At 70.5% G+C, this 17991-nt stretch carries 17 protein-coding genes; 10 read left to right on the forward strand and 7 right to left on the reverse strand.

Annotated features, from left to right (window positions below):
* Nucleotide 1: 1 nt before the first annotated feature.
* The 8 genes from BKK80_RS11330 to BKK80_RS11365 are packed head-to-tail and all read left to right on the forward strand — an operon-like array spanning nucleotide 2 to nucleotide 8463.
* The gene (locus BKK80_RS11330; protein WP_071069448.1) at nucleotides 2-1447 is read left to right on the forward strand and encodes an FAD-binding oxidoreductase; all 1446 of its coding nucleotides are present in this window, start codon (nucleotides 2-4) and stop codon (nucleotides 1445-1447) included.
* Nucleotides 1444-2730 (forward strand): aminotransferase class I/II-fold pyridoxal phosphate-dependent enzyme, encoded by a 1287-nt coding sequence (locus tag BKK80_RS11335; protein WP_071012825.1) that lies wholly within the window; start codon nucleotides 1444-1446, stop codon nucleotides 2728-2730. Before BKK80_RS11330 ends, BKK80_RS11335 begins: the two co-directional genes overlap by 4 nt.
* Nucleotides 2727-3473 carry an amino acid ABC transporter permease gene (locus BKK80_RS11340; RefSeq protein WP_071012827.1) on the forward strand — a complete coding sequence of 249 codons (747 nt, stop codon included), beginning with the start codon at nucleotides 2727-2729 and terminating at the stop codon, nucleotides 3471-3473. Before BKK80_RS11335 ends, BKK80_RS11340 begins: the two co-directional genes overlap by 4 nt.
* Nucleotides 3463-4278, forward strand: a complete 816-nt coding sequence (locus BKK80_RS11345; protein ID WP_071036913.1) for an amino acid ABC transporter permease — start codon at nucleotides 3463-3465, stop codon at nucleotides 4276-4278. The genes BKK80_RS11340 and BKK80_RS11345 overlap by 11 nt, the downstream gene beginning before the upstream one ends.
* Complete coding sequence (locus BKK80_RS11350; RefSeq protein ID WP_083384065.1) at nucleotides 4265-5179, forward strand: amino acid ABC transporter ATP-binding protein; 915 nt, start codon at nucleotides 4265-4267, stop codon at nucleotides 5177-5179. The genes BKK80_RS11345 and BKK80_RS11350 overlap by 14 nt, the downstream gene beginning before the upstream one ends.
* Before the next feature lie 14 nt (nucleotides 5180-5193).
* Entirely contained in the window at nucleotides 5194-5820 is a 627-nt protein-coding gene (locus BKK80_RS11355; protein WP_071012830.1) for a cysteine dioxygenase family protein, read from the forward strand.
* A complete protein-coding gene (gene metC, locus BKK80_RS11360; RefSeq protein WP_071012832.1) occupies nucleotides 5817-7013 on the forward strand; it encodes a cystathionine beta-lyase in 1197 nt (398 codons plus the stop codon). The genes BKK80_RS11355 and metC overlap by 4 nt, the downstream gene beginning before the upstream one ends.
* A 10-nt stretch (nucleotides 7014-7023) precedes the next feature.
* Nucleotides 7024-8463 carry an FAD-dependent oxidoreductase gene (locus BKK80_RS11365; RefSeq protein ID WP_071012834.1) on the forward strand — a complete coding sequence of 480 codons (1440 nt, stop codon included), beginning with the start codon at nucleotides 7024-7026 and terminating at the stop codon, nucleotides 8461-8463.
* Between the two features lie 60 nt (nucleotides 8464-8523).
* Here the strand turns inward: BKK80_RS11365 and BKK80_RS11370 are convergent, their stop codons facing one another.
* From BKK80_RS11370 to BKK80_RS11380, 3 genes are all read right to left on the reverse strand, one after another.
* Entirely contained in the window at nucleotides 8524-9375 is an 852-nt protein-coding gene (locus tag BKK80_RS11370; RefSeq protein ID WP_071012836.1) for a transporter substrate-binding domain-containing protein, read from the reverse strand.
* 118 nt (nucleotides 9376-9493) lie between these two features.
* Nucleotides 9494-10519, reverse strand: coding sequence for a succinylglutamate desuccinylase/aspartoacylase family protein (locus BKK80_RS11375; RefSeq protein WP_071012838.1), 1026 nt, complete (start codon nucleotides 10517-10519; stop codon nucleotides 9494-9496).
* 3 nt (nucleotides 10520-10522) lie between these two features.
* Nucleotides 10523-12742 (reverse strand): rhodanese-like domain-containing protein, encoded by a 2220-nt coding sequence (locus BKK80_RS11380; protein ID WP_071069450.1) that lies wholly within the window; start codon nucleotides 12740-12742, stop codon nucleotides 10523-10525.
* A 262-nt stretch (nucleotides 12743-13004) separates the two neighbouring features.
* On the opposite strand from BKK80_RS11380, the gene BKK80_RS11385 reads away from it, so the two are divergent.
* The gene (locus BKK80_RS11385) at nucleotides 13005-14153 is read left to right on the forward strand and encodes an iron-containing alcohol dehydrogenase (RefSeq protein ID WP_071069452.1); all 1149 of its coding nucleotides are present in this window, start codon (nucleotides 13005-13007) and stop codon (nucleotides 14151-14153) included.
* A 98-nt stretch (nucleotides 14154-14251) separates the two neighbouring features.
* Here the strand turns inward: BKK80_RS11385 and BKK80_RS11390 are convergent, their stop codons facing one another.
* The 3 genes from BKK80_RS11390 to BKK80_RS11400 form a co-directional block, all read right to left on the reverse strand.
* Entirely contained in the window at nucleotides 14252-14503 is a 252-nt protein-coding gene (locus BKK80_RS11390; RefSeq protein WP_071069454.1) for a hypothetical protein, read from the reverse strand.
* Nucleotides 14504-15448: 945 nt separating this feature from the next.
* A complete protein-coding gene (locus tag BKK80_RS11395; protein ID WP_071036907.1) occupies nucleotides 15449-15676 on the reverse strand; it encodes a hypothetical protein in 228 nt (75 codons plus the stop codon).
* A gap of 314 nt (nucleotides 15677-15990) precedes the next feature.
* Entirely contained in the window at nucleotides 15991-16275 is a 285-nt protein-coding gene (locus tag BKK80_RS11400; protein WP_071012846.1) for a hypothetical protein, read from the reverse strand.
* Nucleotides 16276-16637: 362 nt separating this feature from the next.
* Here BKK80_RS11400 and BKK80_RS11405 point away from each other — a divergent pair, with 362 nt between their 5' ends.
* On the forward strand, nucleotides 16638-17150 hold the full coding sequence (locus BKK80_RS11405) for an O-acetyl-ADP-ribose deacetylase (protein WP_071012847.1): 513 nt from the start codon (nucleotides 16638-16640) through the stop codon (nucleotides 17148-17150).
* 2 nt (nucleotides 17151-17152) lie between these two features.
* On the opposite strand, the gene BKK80_RS11410 is transcribed toward BKK80_RS11405, so the two are convergent.
* Nucleotides 17153-17884, reverse strand: coding sequence for an aspartate/glutamate racemase family protein (locus BKK80_RS11410; RefSeq protein WP_071069457.1), 732 nt, complete (start codon nucleotides 17882-17884; stop codon nucleotides 17153-17155).
* Nucleotides 17885-17991 lie beyond the last annotated feature (107 nt).

Here is a 17991-nt window from a genome sequence, read left to right on the forward strand (position 1 = left end):
CATGACGAAGGAAGACCTGCTTCCCAGCCTGCGCCACGCGCTCGGCGCAGCGCATGTGCTGACCGCGCCGGACGATACCGCCGGCTACCTGACCGACCGCCACGGCCGCCTGCACGGGCGCGCGCTGGCCGTGGTCCGTCCCGCCGACACAGCCCAGGTCGCCGCCGTGGTGCGCCTGTGCCGCGCGCATCGCGCGCCGATCGTGCCACAGGGCGGCAATACCGGCCTGGTCGGCGGCGCCACGCCGGATGCCAGCGGGCACGCGGTGCTGTTGTCACTGGGCCGCCTGAACCGCATCCGCGCGGTCGATACCGACAACGACACCATCACCGCCGAGGCCGGCGTCGTGCTGGCCCGGCTGCAGGAAGCGGCACGCGAGGCCGGGCGGCTGTTCCCGCTCAGCCTCGGCTCCGAGGGCAGCTGCACGGTCGGGGGCAATCTCGGCACCAATGCCGGCGGCACCCAGGTGCTGCGCTATGGCAATACGCGCGAGCTGGCGCTGGGCCTGGAAGTGGTCACCGCCGACGGCGAGATCTGGGACGGCTTGCGTGGCCTGCGCAAGGACAATACCGGCTATGCCCTGCGCGACCTGTTCATCGGCAGCGAAGGCACGCTAGGCATCATCACGGCAGCCACGCTCAAGCTCTACCCACAGCCCGCGCTCCAGCTCACCGCGCTGCTGGCCTTCCCCGCCATCGGCGACACCATCGGCTTCCTGTCGCGGGCGCGCGCCGGCTTCGGCGCCGCGTTGACCGCCTTCGAGCTGATCTCCGACACCGCGCTCGGCCTGGTCGCCCGGCACGTGCCCGAGCAAGCCATCCCGCTCGATGCCACGCAGCCGTGGTACGCCTTGCTGGAGCTGTCCGACAGCGAAGGCGAGGCGCACGCGCGTGCGCGCTTCGAGGCGGTGGTCGGGCAGGCCATCGAGGATGGCCTGGTGGCCGATGCCGCCATCGCCGCCAGCGTGGCGCAGAGCCAGTCGCTGTGGCGCCTGCGCGACCAGGCGCTGGGTGTGGCCCAGCAGCGCGACGGCGGCAACCTCAAGCACGATATCTCGGTGCCTGTCTCGCGCATCCCCGCCTTCCTGCAAGCCACCGCCACCGCGCTGCAGGCCGCCTTCCCCGGCGTGCGCCCGGTCGCCTTCGGCCATCTGGGCGACGGCAACCTGCACTACAACGTCTCGCACGCCCTCGCCTCCACCCCGGCCGCACTGTTCGCCGACGAGGCCGCCATCCATCGCCTGGTGCATGACAGCGTGCATGCGCACGGCGGCTCGATCAGCGCCGAGCACGGCCTCGGCCAGCTCAAGCGCAACGAACTGCCGCGCTACAAGAGCGCGGTCGAACTCGACCTGATGCGACGGCTGAAGCAGGCCTTCGACCCGCTCGGCCTGCTCAACCCCGGCAAGGTGCTGCCGGAGTCCCAACCCGACGCCTCGACACCATGACCTTCCCGCTTTCCCAACGCGCACGCCGGGTGCGCCTGTCGCCGATCGCCGCGGCCGGCCAGCGCGCCGCCGCCCTCGCCGGCGCAGGCCGCGACGTCCTGGCCCTGACCGCCGGCGAACCCGAGTTCGATACTCCCGAAGCCATCAAGCAGGCCGCGGTGGCAGCGCTGGCGCGGGGCGAGACCAGGTACACGCCCACCGCCGGCACCGCCGCGCTGCGCCGCGCCATCGCCAACCGCTATGCGCGCGAGCCCGGCCTGGCCGTCACGCCCGCCGAGGTCTTCGTTTCCAATGGCGGCAAGCAGGTCATCTACAGCGCCTTCGCCGCCACCCTGGATGCCGGCGACGAGGTCCTGCTGCCGGCCCCCTACTGGCCGTCCTTCCCCGACATCGTACGCATCAACGACGGCTCGCCGGTGATCGTGCCCTGCGACGAGCGCAGCGGCTTCAAGCTCGACGCCGCCCGTCTGGAGTCCGCCATCACGCCGCGCACGCGCTGGCTCGTGCTGAACACGCCCGCCAACCCGACCGGCGCCGTCTACGGCAGCGAGGAGCTGGCCGCGCTGGCGGCGGTGCTGCGCCGCCACCCGCAGGTGCTGGTGCTGCTCGACGAGATCTACGAGCAGATCCGCTTCGTCGCGGCGGGCCCGCACTGGCTGCAGGTAGCGCCCGACCTGCGCGAGCGCACGCTGCTGGTCAACGGCGCGTCCAAGACCTATGCCATGACCGGCTGGCGCATCGGCTGGGGCATCGCCCCCGCCGAACTGGTGCAGGCCATGACCGCGATCCAGTCGCAGGTGTCGTCCGGCGCCAGCGCCCTGGGCCAGGCCGCCACGGCGGCCGCGCTGGAGGCCACCGACCAGGCCTTCGTGGTCCAGGCGCGGGAGGCCTACGCGCGCCGCGCCGCACTGACCGCGCAAGCCATCAACGCCATCCCCGGCCTGCGGCTGCTGGCCCCGCAGGGGGCGTTCTTCGCCTATGTGAACTGCGCCGGCCTGATCGGCAAGGTGCGCCCGGACGGGCGCCCGCTGGCCAGCGATGGCGATGTCGTCGAATGGCTGCTCGACAGCGAGGGCGTGGCCGTGGTCGACGGCGGCGCCTATGGTTTGTCGCCCTACTTCCGCCTGTCCTTCGCCGTCGCCGACGCGGTGCTGGAGCAAGCGCTGCGCCGCATCGCGCGCGCGGTCGCGGCGCTCTCGTCCCCGGCGAATGCAGCGGATGCGGCGGGCACGGTCGATGCGGACGCGCTCACCGCGCCGCTACCGCAGGAGGCCGCCGCATGATCGACCAGTGGCTGGCCACCGCCGTCGCGGCGCTCAAGCCGCTGGGGCTCAACTACGCCTTCGTGCTCGACGCCGGCGAACGCTCGGCCTTCCTGCATGGCCTGGTGGTGACATTGCAGCTCTGCCTGCTGACCATTCCCTGCAGCCTGCTGGCCGGCGTCGCACTCGCGGCGATGCTGACCTCCGGCCGCGCCGCGCTGTCCCGCCCGGCGCGTGCCTTCGTCGAGCTGACGCGCAACACGCCGACCCTGGTGCAGCTCTACTGCGCCTTCCTGGTGTTGAACATGCTGATCACCCAGCATCTCAACGGGCACGGCAGCAGCAATCCGCTCACGCCCTTCTTCTGGGTGGTCGCGGTGGTGGCCCTGCACAAGGCCGTGTTCCACGCCGAAGCGCTGCGGGCCGGCATCGAGGCGGTGCCGCGCGTCATGCTGGAGGCGGGGCGCTCGCTCGGCTTCTCGCGCCGCCAGCTGCTGCTGCGGGTGGAACTGCCGCTGGCGCTGCGCTTCGCCCTGCCCGCGCTGGTCAACAACCTGGTCGACCTGGTCAAGATGACCGCCGTGGCCTCCGCCATCGCGGTCGGCGACGTGACCTACGAATCGATCATGATCTGGACGCAGCGCGACAACGTGCTCGAGCTGCTGCTGCTGATCCTGGCCTGGTTCGGCCTGCTGACCTGGGTGGTCAGCCGCGCCGGCCGCTGGCTTGAACAACACCTGAGGATGCCCGGCTATGGCCAGTGATTCCCTTGCCCAGGCGCCCGCACGAGAGGCCCGGCCGCGCGCGCTGCGCCTGCTGCGCGATCCCTGGATGCCGTTCCTGGCCGTGGCCGCGGCGCTCGTGCTGTACTGGAACGCGAGCGGCAGCGCGCCGGCGGCCCTGCGCCATCTGTGGACGTGGACGCCGGCGCTGCTGCGCGGCCTGTGGGCCAACATCGAGATCAGCGTGCTGGCCATGGCGCTCGGCACCGCGGCCGGCCTGCTGATCGGCGCGCTGTCGCTGTCGGCCAACCCGCTGCTGCGCGGCGCCACGCGCGCCTGGGTGCAGGCCTTCCGCAACGCGCCGGTGCTGGTGCTGGTCTATTTCACCACCTACGTGTTTCCCTTCGAGCTGCACCTGGTGCAGTGGACACTGCCCTTCCCCGACTGGATCAAGGTCGTGCTGGGCCTGGCCCTGCCGGCCAGCGCCAACGTCGCCGAGATCTTCCGCGGCGCCATCCTGTCGATCCCGAGCGCGCAATGGGAGGCCGCCCACTCGCTGGCCTTCCGGCGCAGCCAGATCTTCCGCCTGATCGTGCTGCCGCAATGCCTGCGGCGCATGCTGCCGCCGTGGATGAACCTGTACGCCAGCATCACCATGAGCACCTCGCTGGCCTCGCTGGTCGGCGTCCACGACGTGGTCGACACCGCCCAGGTCGCCAGCAACACGGTGGCGCGCACCGACTTCACGGTGCTGGTCTATTTCACGCTGCTGGCCCTTTTCTTCGCCTATTGCTATCCCATCGCGCGCGCCACGCGCGCCCTGGAACGCCGCCATGAACGCCACTGAATCCTTCCTGCGCCGCGAGCCCGGCGCCACCGAGGCCGCGCCGCTGGTGCGGCTGCAGGACGTCCACCTGCGCTTCGGCGCCAATGAAGTGCTCAAGGGCATCGACCTCGAGGTCAAGCGCGGCGAGGCCGTCACCATCATCGGCCCCTCCGGCTCGGGCAAGAGCACCATCCTGCGCTGCATCACCGGCCTGCTGCGCCCGCAGCAAGGCCATATCGGCGTGGGCGGGACCGCGGTCGAGAGCCTGCGCGGCGAGGACGAGCTGATCGCGCTGCGCAAGCGCGTGGGCTTCGTCTTCCAGCAGTACAACCTGTTCCCGCACCTGACCGTGCTGGAGAACCTGGTGATCGCGCCGACCCGCGTGATCGGCCGGCCGCGCGCCGATGCCGAACGCGAAGCCCATGCCCTGCTGGCGCGGGTGCGGCTGGCCGACAAGGCGCGCGCCTATCCCGGCGAGCTGTCGGGCGGCCAGCAGCAGCGCGTGGCCATCGCCCGCGCCCTGGCGATGCGGCCCGAGCTGATCCTGTTCGACGAGGTCACCTCGGCGCTGGATCCGGAGACCGTGGGCGAGGTGCTGACGGTGATCCGCGAACTGGTCGAGGATGGCATGACCTGCGTGCTGGTCACGCACGAAATGCGCTTCGCCGCGGAGATCAGCGACCATATCTACTTCACCGAGGCCGGCCGCATCGTCGAACACGGGCCGGCGGCGCAGATCTTCGGCCAGCCGACGCAGGAGCGCACCCGTGCCTTCCTGCGCCGCGCGCTCGGTGCGGTGCCGCGCCTGCCGCCGGAGTTCGACGCCGCCTTCGCCCCGGTGCCGGCGGCTGCACCCGCCGCACCTGCCGCCTCTACCGGATCCACGGCTTCCACCGCTTCCACCGCCTCCCTTCCCCGCTGACGGAGTCATCGAACATGAGCCTCACCGCATCTTCCGACCGCCTGGCCGCCCGCCGCGCCGCGGTCGCCACCGCCCTGGCCGACATCCGCGCGCTCGCCGCCGGCACGCCGGACCGCGCCGCCCTGGATGCCATCGCCACGCGCCTGCAGGCATTGGCCAGCCAGCGCGAGCTGTTCCCGCGCGAGGATTTCCCGCCGCCGGCCGATACCGCCAGCGGCGCCTCGACGCGCTACTGGCTGAACGGCGACGGCAACACCGGCGACGGCATTGCCCTGTACCTGAACTCGATCCGCCCGGGCAAGACCACCATCCCGCACAACCATGACACCTGGGCCGTGATCGTGGCCATCGAAGGCCAGGAGTTCAACCGCGTCTACCGCCGCACCGACGACCGCAGCAACCCTGCCTTCGCCAGTCTCGAACTGGTGCGCGAACAGACCGTGGAAGCGGGCGCGCCGATCGCCTTCCTGGCCGACGACATCCACAGCATCCACGTGGCGGGCGACACCCCCACGCTGCATTTCCATTGCTACGGCCGGCCGCTGGAGGCCTTGACCGGCCGCTACGGCGTGCGCCTGGAGAGCGGTGAGGTGGTGAACTACAACGCCACCCAGATGCAACCGAGCCAGGTGGCGGCATGAGCGCGCCCGGCCATCACAGCGACCGCGCCGCCACCCGGCTGCTGCACGCCGGCGCGCCGGCGCTGCGCGACGGCGCCGGCCCGGTCAACGTGCCGGTGGTGCGCACCAGCACCGTGCGCTTCGCCAGCCAGCAGGAGCTGGACGCACGCCACCACCGCCGCGCGGCCGGCGAGCGCATCGCCACCTACGGCCGCCACGGGCTGGACACCCACCAGGCGCTGGAAGACGCGCTGACCACGCTGGAAGGCGGCCATCGCGCCTTCCTCGCGCCGTCCGGGCTGTCGGCCATCACGCTGGTGCTGCTGGGCCTGCTGGGACCGGGCGACCACGCCCTGGTCTCGGACAGCGTCTACGCACCGGTGCGGCGCGTGGACAAGACCCTGCTGCAGCGGCTGGGCATCACGCTGGAATACTTCTCCCCGGCGCATGACGACCTCGACGCGCGCATCCGTCCCGAAACCCGCCTGGTCTACCTGGAGTCGCCCAGCTCGCTGCTGTTCGAGGTGCTGGACCTGCCGCGGCTGACGGCCATCGCGCGCGCCCGCGGCGTGCCGGTCGCGGTCGACAATACCTGGAGCGGCGGCTGGTTCCTGCAGCCGCTGCGCCTCGGCGCCAACCTCTCGATCCAGGCCTCGACCAAGTACATCGCCGGACATTCCGACGTGATGCAGGGTGCGGTGGTGGTCGACAGCCCGGCGCTGGCCGAGCGCATCGCCAGCGCCCACGAAGCGCTCGGCCTGACGGTCGGCGCGGACGACGCCTACCTGGCGCTGCGCGGCCTGCGCACGCTGCCGGTACGGCTGGCCCAGCATGAGCGCAACGCCACCGAGGTCGCGCAGTGGCTGCAGGCGCATCCCCAGGTAGGCCGGGTGTTCTATCCGGCCCTGCCCGAGGATCCGGGCCATGCGCTGTGGCGGCGCGACTTCAGCGGCGCCAGCGGCCTGGTCTCGTTCGCCTTGCGCGGCGGCGACGCCAGCCGCGCGGCGGCCTTCGTCGATGCCCTGCGCCTGTTTGCCCTGGGCGCCTCCTGGGGCGGCTACGAAAGCCTGGCCCTGATCGCCGCGCCGGAGCGGCTGCGCGAGCATCGCAGCTGGCAAGGCGACGCCCCGGTGATACGGCTGCACATCGGCCTGGAAGACCCGCGCGACCTTCTGGCCGACCTCGACCAGGCCTTTCACCTGACCCTTGCCTGAGGACGGCGGCATGAGCGACCCTGCCAACAACGATCCCGACCAGGCCGCGCGCGAAGCCCTGCGCCTGCTCGGTCCCGCGCCGGAGAATTGGGTGCCGCAGCGCGCCGGCTTCGACCACAACGTGCTCGTCGTCGGCGGCGGCCAGGGCGGCAGCGCCTTTGCGTTCGCCTTGCGTCGTGCCGGCATCGGCGGCGTCGCGGTGATCGACGCCGCGCCGGATGCCTCGCAGGCGGGCGTCTGGCTGACGCGCGCGCGCATGCATCAGCTGCGCACCGTAAAGAACCTGGTAGGCCCCGAGCTCGGCCACACCGCGCTCGGCTTCCAGAGCTGGTACGAAGCCCGCCACGGCCAGGCGGCCTATGCCGGCCTGGACCGCATTGCCCGCACCGACTGGGCCGGCTACCTGGCCTGGTTCCGCCGCTTCCTCGGCATCGAGGTGCGCTATGGCACTCGCCTGCTCGGCATCGCGCCGGTCGAGGGCGGCGAGGTGCCCGGGCTTGCGCTGCAGATCGAGGCCGGCGGCGTGGTGCGCACCGAAACCACGCGCAAGCTGATCCTGGCCAACGGCGTGGCCGGCAACGGCGCACCGCTGGTGCCGGCCTGGCTGCGGCCGGCGGTGGCGGCGGGACTGGCGGCCCACACCGCCGACCCCATCGATTTCTCCGCGCTGGCCGGCAAGACCGTGGCCGTGATCGGCGCGGCGGCCTCCGCCTTCGACGCTGCCGCGGTAGCGCTGGAAGCCGGCGCGCAAGCGGTGCACCTGTTCGCCCGCCGCGACCACCTCGCCGCCCGTGCCGTGGCCAAGCCGCGCGGCTATGCCGGCTTCTACGACCACTTCCCGGCGTTGCCGGACGCGCATCGCTGGCACCATGCCTGGCGCTACCGCCGCGCCGGCTCCACCCCGCCCGCCGACGCGGTCAAGCGCGTGCTGGCCCATGCCGGCTTCCACCTGCATCTCGGCGCGCCCTGGGAGACCGCCCGCATCGAGGACAGGCGCGTGCTGGCGGACGTCAACGGCCGTGCCTTCGGTTTCGACTTCGTCATCGCCGGCACCGGCTACAGCAGCGATCCGGCCCAGCGGCCCGAACTGGCGGCCATCGCGCCGCTGATCGCACGCTGGCGCGACCGCTATACGCCGCCGGCCGCGGAGCATGACGACGCGCTGGGCGCCTCGCCCTACCTGGGCAGCGGCCTGGAGTACTGCGAGAAGACGCCCGGCTCGGCGCCGTGGCTGAGCGCCATCCATGTGTTCAACCCGGCCGGCTATGCCAGCGTGGGCGCCCCCCTGGGCGACATCCCCAGCATGCGGCGCGACATCCCCGCCATCGTGCACCGCATCGGCCGGGACCTGTTCCTGGCCGACCTGGACCTGCACGAAGCGCGGGCGCGGGTCGAGGTGGCGCCGGACTTCGGTCCCGAGCTGTACGCCAACGCCGTCTGGCGCGCGTAGGGGTCGACAGGCACGGCCAGGCAAGCTCCCTCGCACCGCGGCCCACGCGGTGCGAGGCGCTTACTTGCCGCCGTACTGCCGGTGCAGCTGCGCCAGCAACGGCGAGCGCGGCACCAGTTCGAGCCGCGCCTCCAGGCCGAGCAGCCAGCCGGAACCGTGCAGGCGCTGCAGGATACGGTCCACGCTGGCCACGGTGTCCTTCTCGCCCTTGCGCACCCAGGCCACCTGGGGCGCCGGATCGACCTCGTCGGGCAGCACGGCGTAGTCGCGCCATTCCGGATCGTGCGCCACCAGCTGGTTCAGGGTCAGGCTTTCATGCACCGCCGCCACGCAGGACGCGCCGCCGCGCAATGCCAGCAGCGATTCGGACATGCCCTTGAAACCCTTGACCTCCCCCCCGTAGACCGACGCCACCGGCTTGGCATAGCTGCTGCCCTGCGACAGGCAGACCGCCTTGCCGCGCAGGTCTTCCCAGCGGCGGATACCGCTGCGCTTGAGGAAGATCGCGGTGCCGCCGTTACGGTAGTACGGGGTCGGCACGTAGTCCAGCAGCGCGGCCCGCTCCGGGGTCAGCAGCATGCTCGCCACCAGCAGGTCGACCTTGCCTTGCTGCAGGAACTGCACGCGGTTGGTCGGCAGCACCGGCACCAGGTCGGCCTGCACCCCGAGTTCGCTGGCCAGCTTGCGCGCCAGCTCCGGATTGAAGCCGACCGGCTGGCCGGTGGCCGGATCGATCGAGCCGAAGGCGCTGTTACCGTTGACGATGACGCCGATGCTGATGCGCCCGCGCGCGTGGATCCGCTCCAGCGTGGCATCGGCCTGCGCCGAAGGTGCGGCGGCCAGCCAGGCCAGGGGAAGCACGGCATGCAAGGCTCGCGCGGCGAGGCCGCGTGGCCCGGGAAGTCTGCTCATGGGAAAGTCCGTCGGAAGGGATGGGATACCGCGCCGGCAAGGGCCCCAGGTCCTGCCGGCGCGGCGTGCGCAACGCGTTGGCCGTTGGTGACAGGGGCGTTGGTTACAAGGGCGTTGGCTACAGGTCGTCGGCAAGCTGGTACAGGCAATCTCCGCGCTCGGTCAGCGCCGGCACGCGGCGGCACACCACGATGCCCCCGGCGGCGAAGCGCACCAGCGCGGGCTCGCGCTCCGGAAGGTCCGGCGCATGCAGGCGGGCGGCTGGCTGCCCGGCCTCGACGCGTTCGCCCAGGCGGACCAGCGGCTCGAAGATGCCGTCGTCGCGGGCGTAGACGTAATGCTGTGCCCGGTCCACGCGCAGCAGCCGCGTCTCGCCCGGCGGCGCCGCCGGCACCAGCGCGCCCTGCAGCACGCCGAGGTGGCCCAGCAGGTGCAGCAGGCCATGCCAGGCCGTGGCCAGGACTCCGGCGTCCACGCTGCCGGCCCCGCCCAGTTCCGTGAGCAAGCCGAGCACCCCGTGGCGGCGCGCGGCGGCCAGCAGGCCGACCGGATTGGGACTGTCGTTGACAAAGCCGAGCGGCAGGCCGAAGGCCCGGATCGCCTCCAGCACGCGCTGCTGGCGCGCCGGATCGGGATCGCGCTGCGCGAACAGGGTGGCGCCGTGATACTGCAGCGAGCTGCCGCCCGAGTGCAGGTCGATCACCACTTGCACGCGCGGCAGCAGCGCCCGCTCGATGTAGTCGGCGATCACCTGCGTGGGCGTGCCGCGCGGGTCGCCCGGAAAGCTGCGGTTCAGGTTGCCGCCATCCAGCGGCGAGGTGCGCAGGCCGGCCCGGGCGGCCGGATAGTTGGCCATCGGCAGCAGGATCAGGCGGCCGCGTACGGCGGCCGGCGCCAGTTCGCGGATCAGGCGTGCGACCAGGATCTGCCCTTCGTACTCGTCGCCGTGGTTGCCGGCCATCACCAGCACAGCCGGCCCGTCGCCGTCGCCGATGGTGGCGACCGGGATCGGCAGCCAGCCATAGGCGGAACGGTGCGACGAGTGCGGCAGGCGCAGGTAGCCCACCTGCTTGCCGCTCGCGCGGTCGAAGTCGATCTCGCTCTGCACCGGCGAGGCGATCGCCGCCTTGTGTTCCACCGCCATCGCTCAGTCAGCCAGCAGGCGGATGCCGATATCCCCCTCCCGCTCGAGTTGGGCGACCAGGCCCACCTCCCAGTCCAGGTAGGTCTGGAAGCCGGCATCGCGCAAGGCCACGTCGGCATGCAGGTAAGGGCTGTACCAGTGGTCATCGTCGCCGGTCAGCACGCCCTTGCCCCCGTTTTCGACGGGCAGGCCGGCGGCCACCCAGGCATTGGTGCCGCCCGCCAGCGCACGCACGTCGCGGCCGCTGCGCGCGGCCAGCTCGGCGGCGACGACACGCGCCAGCACGCCATCCGATGAGGTCAGCAACACCGCCTGCCCGGCCGGCAGGTCGGCCGTCAGGGCCTCCAGCCGGTCCGGCACGGCGAACCAGGCGCCGGCCACGTGGCGTTTCTCGTAGGCCGCGCGGCGTTCGACGTCGTAGAGGCGCGCGGCGCCGGACTTGAGCAGGCCCTCGGCCTGGCGCGGCGAGACCAGCGCGGCCGCTGCGCGCGACCGCAGCACGCGCAGCGGTTCGGGGCCGGTGACCACCTCGGCGTAGTCCGGCGGCGAGTAGACATAGACCTCATGCGCGCCGAGCTGGGCCAGCCAGGCGCCGGTGGTCAGCGCGCGCACGCCGTCCCAGTCGGCCAGCACGATGCGCGCGCGGCGGGTGGCGGCATACTCGTCGGTGGCCTGCACCAGCTGGCCGCCCGGCGCCCAGCGCCAGCCCGGCAGGTGGCCGGCTTCGTATTCGGCGCGCGAGCGCACGTCGAAGCGGTACAGGGTGCGCGCCGCGGCCTCGGCCTCGAGGCGCGCCAGCCCGGCGGCGTCGAGGCGCCGTACGCCGGCGCGCGCGGCAACCCGCTCGGCACGCTCGCGCGCCGCGCCGAGCGCCGTCTCGCCCGGCTCCGGCAAGGGCGTATGGCGGCCGTGCGCCAGCTTGCGGCCGGCCAGCAGCCAGGCCATGGTGCCGTCCTTGAGCGAGACCACCCGGTTCGGCACGCCGGCGTCGATCAGCGTCTGGGCGCCGACGATGCTGCGGGTGCGGCCGGCGCAATTGACCACCACCAGGGTCTCCGGCCGCGGTGCCAGCTCGCCGATGCGGTAGACCAGCTCCGCGCCCGGCAGGCTGTGCGCGAACGGCAGGCTGAAATCGGCGAATTCCTCGGTGGTGCGGCTGTCGACCACCACGATGTCCTCGCCGCCTTCGACGAGCCGGTGCAGTTCCTCGGTATCGATCCAGGGCGTGCCGCGCTCGTGCTCGATCACTTCGCCGAAGGCCTTGCTGGGCACGTTGCTGCCGCTGAAGATCTCATAGCCGGCCTCGACCCAGCCGGCGCTGCCGCCTGCCAGCACGGAGACGTTGCCCCAGCCCAGGCGCACCAGCTTGGCCGCCGCTTCATGCGCCAACCGGTCGTGCTCCGCGCCGCCGTCGGTCAGCACGATGCGGGCATCGCGCCGCGGCACCAGGCGATCGATCAGCAGCTCCAGCCGCCACAACGGCGCGGAGGCCGCCAGCAGCAGGTGGCCGCGGATAAAGACACCGGTCTCGCGCACGTCCAGCAGCGCGATCTCCTCACCGTCGGCCAGCGCCGCCTTCAGCGCGGCGGGCGCGATCACCGCATGGGCGATGCGCTTGGGCGGGCCGAAATGCCGGTAGCTGCCGCCCTCCGCGCTCTCGAACACCACGCGCCGCGCCAGCCGGTCCAGCGCCAGGCCGTAGAAATGCAGATGCAGGCCGGCCTCGCCACCGATCAGCTCGATGGTGTGCACATCGTCGCCCAGCAGGGTGACCGACGTGCCCGGCACGACCTCGCTGCGGCCGGTCTCGACCAGCTTGTCGCGCGCGGGGGCCTCGGTGCGCTCGCGACGGTAGAAGACATTGCGTTCGTTGCCGGCGATGCCGGCGATGATGGCCCAGGTGGTGTGGTCGTGCGGCGGCTGCGCCTTGCCCGGCTGTCCGGCCGAGACGTAGAGCGCATAGCGTCCATCGACGTCCTCGGCCAGCCGGTAGACCTGGGCCGGATTGTCGGCGGACACGGGGAAATGCTCGGCCGGAAACAGCTCGCGCTGCAGGCCGAGGCGCTCCAGCGCCTGCGCCACCGGCTGCAGGCTGGCGCGGTCGGCCGGCGCGGCCTCGAGCAGGCGCTTGGCTTCGGCAAGGAAGGCGGCCACGGCCGCATGGCGCCGGCTGGCCACATCATGGCCGGCCGACAGTGCGAGAGGAGGAATGGGAGCGTTCATGCGACGACTCTAGCAGCGGCCCCGCCGGCGACCAACGAAGGGATTCGAGTAACCTCATGCGCACGCTACGGCAGGGCGATGACTGGTGCTATGCTGCCGGAGACCTTCCGTGACAGCCCGCCGCACCGCCCGCGCCGCCCCTCGCGCGGCATGGCCCAGGGCGGGCGGCGGCGGCAGGAGCGACAAGAACGGCATAGCAACGCCCGCGATACGAGCCCGCCCCGGTATGCGGGCCGACCCCACAGACAAGGAGACGGCGCACATGGCATACATCTACTACCTGACCCATATCCACCTGGACTTCGGCACGGTCAGCCTGCTCAAGTCCGAATGCGAACGGATCGGCATCACCCGGCCGCTGCTGGTCACCGACCGGGGCGTGGTCGCGGCGGGTGTGGCCGCACAGGCCCTCGACGCGCTGGCCGGGCTGCCGGTGGCGGTCTTCGACGAGACCCCGTCCAATCCGACCGAGGCCATGGTGCGCAAGGCCACCGAGCAGTACAAGGCGGCCGGCTGCGATGGCCTGGTGGCGGTCGGCGGTGGTTCGTCGATCGACCTGGCCAAAGGCATCGCCATCCTGGCCACCCACCCCGGTGAACTGACCACCTACGCGACCATCGAGGGCGGCAGCGCCAAGATCACCGAACGCGCCGCGCCCCTGATCGCGGTGCCGACCACGGCCGGGACCGGCAGCGAGGTGGCGCGCGGCGCCATCATCATCCTCGACGACGGCCGCAAGCTCGGCTTCCATTCCTGGCATCTGCTGCCCAGGTCCGCCATCTGCGACCCGGGCCTGACGCTGGGCCTGCCGGCCGGCCTGACCGCCGCCACCGGCATGGACGCCATCGCGCACTGCATCGAAACCTTCCTTGCGCCGGCCTTCAACCCGCCCGCCGACGGCATCGCGCTGGACGGCCTGGAGCGCGGCTGGGCCCATATCGAGCGCGCCACGCGCGACGGTGCCGACCGCGAGGCGCGCCTCAATATGATGAGCGCCTCGATGCAGGGCGCAATGGCGTTCCAGAAGGGCCTGGGCTGCGTGCACTCCCTGTCGCATCCGCTCGGCGGCCTGAAGATCGACGGCCGCACCGGCCTGCATCACGGCACCCTCAACGCGGTGGTGATGCCGGCGGTACTGCGCTTCAACGCGGACGCGCCGAGCGTGGTGCGCGAGCAGCGCTTCGCGCGCCTGCGCCGTGCCATGCACCTCCCCGCCGATGCCGACGTGGCGCAGGCCGTGCATGATATGACGGCCCGCCTGGGCCTGCCCACCGGCCTGGCGCAGATGGGAGTGACGGCGGCGATGTTCGACCAGGTGATCGCCGGTGCGCTGGCTGACCACTGCCACAAGACCAATCCGAAAACGGCCAGCGCCGACGACTACCGGCATATGCTCGAGGCATCGATGTAGTACATCGATGCAGTGCGCCGCCGCCGCGGTGCGACCGCCGGCGACCGAGCGACCCATCCAGAGACAGGGAGACCGCGTGATGCCCGACTCGCGCGGCCTCACGGTCCATCCGGCGGGCGGTATCCTGGCATACGTTCAACCAGCACCTTCGCCACCAGAGCCCGATGCTCCCGCTCTGCGGCCACGGCCCCACATAAGACATGGAGGAACTGGAGCGCCAGGGTCGTGTCGTGACCATCTGCGCGCAATTCGCGCACAAGACCGATCTGGCGGCGAATGCGTTGCCGTCCCTCGGTGATATGCCGGGTGCTCATTTCGAAATCCCGAAGCTCCGCGTTGACATCGAGCATCTGACTTCTCCCGACTGAACCCTGGGAATCAGGCTCTTGCATACACCAAGCCCGCTCTTGATGCGGCTCGCCGCGCCCCGCGCTTCGGGCGCGCGCTTTGCTTTGATGCGCGTGATGCGCGATCAGCAGATTGCCAATTCAAGAGAAATCTCGCCGGAGCAGCAAAAGCTCCAAGTATCTCCGGTGCATATAACGAAGTACGAGCAGCGCTAACTCCACGTCTCCATCATGAAGCTTTGCTTCTCTTACGCGCCCAATCTGGTCGCGGACCCGGGTGCGCGACGCGGCGATGTTGCTGTCGAGTCTCTCCAGCCGTCTAGCCTTGGCCCATATGAGCGGCAATTGCATTCGAGGCTTCCCAGAACGATCCCCCAACTTGATTGTAGGGCAGCGCACGTAACATCGCTTGGCCGATACCGCCGCCTTTCGGACGACGTTGTCGGGAAACAGCGCAGCGGTACGCCCTGGAGCCCTCCACGCATGCACTCGTCAGGCGGCTGCGCTCAGCACCTATACTGTTCATGTATTGGACAAATCAATACGGGAGGGAACAAGCACCTGGTGCAGAAGGAGGTGAAGGATGCCCTATGTGCGGCCCCCGCGGATGCAACAGCCGCAGTCGATGCCCGAAGCAAAAGTCCCACTATCTGGAAAGAGTATTGCTGAAACCGCTGCGCAGACTGCCTTGTTGGTCAAGAAGAGTCGCGACCTTCTTGATGGTGTACGTTCCAGAGTGAAGGAAGAAGCAATCTCCCGTCGTGCTGTCAGCGACCAACTGCGTACGGCCAACGTGGAAGGCAGTCCTCCCCTCCGTGCGCCATGCATCGAATCGCCCCCCAGGGCGCCCCGCCGCCCGGCGACACGCCCCAGAACATGAGCAACCGTCTCCAGGCCGACGCGCCAGTGGCAACTGCAACGGCCGCATCATGAGATGTCGACTGGCTCTCAGGCCTGGGCTGGCGACAGCAATACGCGCAATACGCTGGTTATCCTCCGCTCCGGCGCCGCAGGTTCACCTGCTAGCCTGCTCCGCATCCCTTTCGGCGCCCCCTCGAGCATTCGATCCGCACTCGGCGTCGCCACCTGCTTCACCTGCTTGGTCAGGACCCGGTTCGTCACCCTGATCGGCGACTCCGGATTCTCCTCGTTCCAGTCCTGCAGCCAGGCGGCCACGAACGTCCGCCTGTCCCCCACCGCGACAGACAGGGGCTGGTCATCGTGAAGGGCCGGGTCAGGTTGAGCACCGCCGAGGCCACGGCGCCGCGAGGGGGCGTGAGATGCCAGTCCTAGGAGTCCAGCTGCGCCAGCACAATCGGGTCGTCGTCACCCTTTCCGCCCACGTTCACGAGAACATTCCGCTTGCCGCACGAAGGGCACATGAAATGGCAACCCTGCTCATCGATCGACGGATTGGCAAGCTCAAACGACATTTCGAATCCACACTGTTTGCAGGTCCACATGGCCGTTGCTCGCTCGCTGGACCTGCCCTACAAGCCGATCAGGTTTTCGCCCTCGACCAGCCCATCGACGATGTCGCGACCCGACTGAATTGCAGCTCTCTTTGCCACACCCAGGCTTTCCCATTGTTCGGCGCGGACTTTGAAAATCCTCGCCACGGCCGTCACCGGATCGAGTCCTTCCCGGCATATCACGACAGACGCGTTGTAGGAGCGATCCGGCCGACGCTCATGCCACTCGCGCGGAGGGTCGTATCGGTAGACCAGCGGGTACAGGTCGAAACCCTTGTACGTCGAACTCGGGAACGTGTCCACGATTGGCTCCGGTTGGCATTGATAGCCCACTGTACGCCCTTCCAGTCCCGAACATCGAACTTATTTGCACACCGGGCAAGGACTGGATCGATACCGCTCAAAGGATCGTTGGAGATTCACGCTTGAGCGACCCATCGGCGCCGGATGACCCACGACATCGCCAGCAAGATCCGGGCGCGTCAGGCGCAGGTACGAGAAGCCGTGCGCCGAGGGCCGCCGCGATCGCGGCGCAGCACACCAAAACGAGAGAGGGGGAAACAGTGACGCCCTTGACGCTCAAGCGCTCAAGTTAGACACTAGGCGTCAAGTTGCACAGACCATCGCATCGTCATAGACCGGAAACCCAATACAGGAGCCGACTCATGGGAATGCAAGTGGTTCACGGTGACATCACCCGCATGGAAGTCGACGCCATCGTCAACGCCGCCAACAGCGGACTGCTGGGCGGCGGCGGCGTGGACGGCGCCATCCATGGCGCGGGTGGCCCGGCCATCATGGAAGCCTGCCGCGCGATACGCGACAGCCAGGGCGGATGCCCGACCGGCGACGCGGTGATCACCACCGGCGGTCTGCTGCCGGCGCCCTACGTCATCCACGCGGTCGGACCGGTCTGGCGCGGCGGTGGCGACAACGAGGAGGAACTGCTGGCCAGCGCCTACCGCAACAGCATCCGCAGGGCAGCGGAAAAGGGCTTGCGCACCATCGCTTTCCCCAATATCAGCACAGGCATCTACGGCTTCCCGCGCGAGCGCGCGGTGGACATCGCCATTGCCGCGGTGCGCGACAGCCTGCCGCAGGCACCCTCGATCGAGCAGGTCACTTTTGTCTGCTTCGACGACGAGAACTACCAGTTGTACCGCGCGCGGCTGCTCTAGCTCTAGCTCTGGCTTGCCGCAGGGCCTGCGCCGCGCGGTCCCAGCGGCGCGGCGGCTTCCACCGCGGCCAAGGCGTGCAGGCGCGTGGTGTCGAACACCGGCAGCGCCACGTCGCCCGCACCGATCAACAGCGTGATCTCGGTGCAGCCCAGGATCACGCCTTGCGCGCCCTCCGCGGCCAGTTCGTCGACGATGCGCCGGAAGGCATCGCGCGACGCCGCGCGCACGGTGCCGTGGCACAGTTCTTCGTAGATGATCTCGTGCACGCGGCGGCGGCCGGCCTCGCCGGGAACCAGCACTTCGATACCGTGCCGCCCGGCCATGCGCGCCCGGTAGAAATCCTGTTCCATGGTGAAGCGGGTGCCCAGCAGGCCAACGCGGCCGATGCCGGCCGCGCGCAAGGCCTGCGCGGTCGGATCGACGATATGCAGCAGCGGAATCGACACCGCTTCCTCGATGGCCGGCGCCACGCGATGCATGGTATTGGTACACAACAGCAGGAAGTCGGCGCCGCCGGCCTGCACCTGCCGTGCCGCCTGCCGCATGCGCACGGCCAGTTCGTCCCAGCGCTGCGCGTGCTGCAGCGCATGGATCTCCTCGAAGCAGACCGTCACCATCACGCTGCGCGCATTGGCATGGCCGCCCAGCCGTGCCTTCATGCCCTGGTTGACCAGGCGGTAGTACTCCGCCGAGGATTCCCAGCTCATCCCGCCGATCAGGCCGATGGTCTTCATGCTCGCGCTCCCTTGCCATGCGGCCCCCGCGGCCGTCCGGGCCGCGCCACGCCGGCGCGACCCGGGGCGAACTCTAACGGCAAGCACCCACCGCCCGCCAGGGACAA

The organism is Cupriavidus malaysiensis (assembly GCF_001854325.1).
GTDB classification, from domain to species: Bacteria; Pseudomonadota; Gammaproteobacteria; order Burkholderiales; family Burkholderiaceae; genus Cupriavidus; species Cupriavidus malaysiensis.

Coding starts and splice junctions, on each gene's coding strand:
- BKK80_RS11330 (WP_071069448.1), top strand. CDS start 2: ATGACGAAGGAAGACCTGCTTCCCAGCCTGCGCCACGCGCTCGGCGCA.
- BKK80_RS11335 (WP_071012825.1), top strand. CDS start 1,444: ATGACCTTCCCGCTTTCCCAACGCGCACGCCGGGTGCGCCTGTCGCCG.
- BKK80_RS11340 (WP_071012827.1), top strand. CDS start 2,727: ATGATCGACCAGTGGCTGGCCACCGCCGTCGCGGCGCTCAAGCCGCTG.
- BKK80_RS11345 (WP_071036913.1), top strand. CDS start 3,463: ATGGCCAGTGATTCCCTTGCCCAGGCGCCCGCACGAGAGGCCCGGCCG.
- BKK80_RS11350 (WP_083384065.1), top strand. CDS start 4,265: ATGAACGCCACTGAATCCTTCCTGCGCCGCGAGCCCGGCGCCACCGAG.
- BKK80_RS11355 (WP_071012830.1), top strand. CDS start 5,194: ATGAGCCTCACCGCATCTTCCGACCGCCTGGCCGCCCGCCGCGCCGCG.
- metC (WP_071012832.1), top strand. CDS start 5,817: ATGAGCGCGCCCGGCCATCACAGCGACCGCGCCGCCACCCGGCTGCTG.
- BKK80_RS11365 (WP_071012834.1), top strand. CDS start 7,024: ATGAGCGACCCTGCCAACAACGATCCCGACCAGGCCGCGCGCGAAGCC.
- BKK80_RS11370 (WP_071012836.1), bottom strand. CDS start 9,375: ATGAGCAGACTTCCCGGGCCACGCGGCCTCGCCGCGCGAGCCTTGCAT.
- BKK80_RS11375 (WP_071012838.1), bottom strand. CDS start 10,519: ATGGCGGTGGAACACAAGGCGGCGATCGCCTCGCCGGTGCAGAGCGAG.
- BKK80_RS11380 (WP_071069450.1), bottom strand. CDS start 12,742: ATGAACGCTCCCATTCCTCCTCTCGCACTGTCGGCCGGCCATGATGTG.
- BKK80_RS11385 (WP_071069452.1), top strand. CDS start 13,005: ATGGCATACATCTACTACCTGACCCATATCCACCTGGACTTCGGCACG.
- BKK80_RS11390 (WP_071069454.1), bottom strand. CDS start 14,503: ATGCTCGATGTCAACGCGGAGCTTCGGGATTTCGAAATGAGCACCCGG.
- BKK80_RS11405 (WP_071012847.1), top strand. CDS start 16,638: ATGGGAATGCAAGTGGTTCACGGTGACATCACCCGCATGGAAGTCGAC.
- BKK80_RS11410 (WP_071069457.1), bottom strand. CDS start 17,884: ATGAAGACCATCGGCCTGATCGGCGGGATGAGCTGGGAATCCTCGGCG.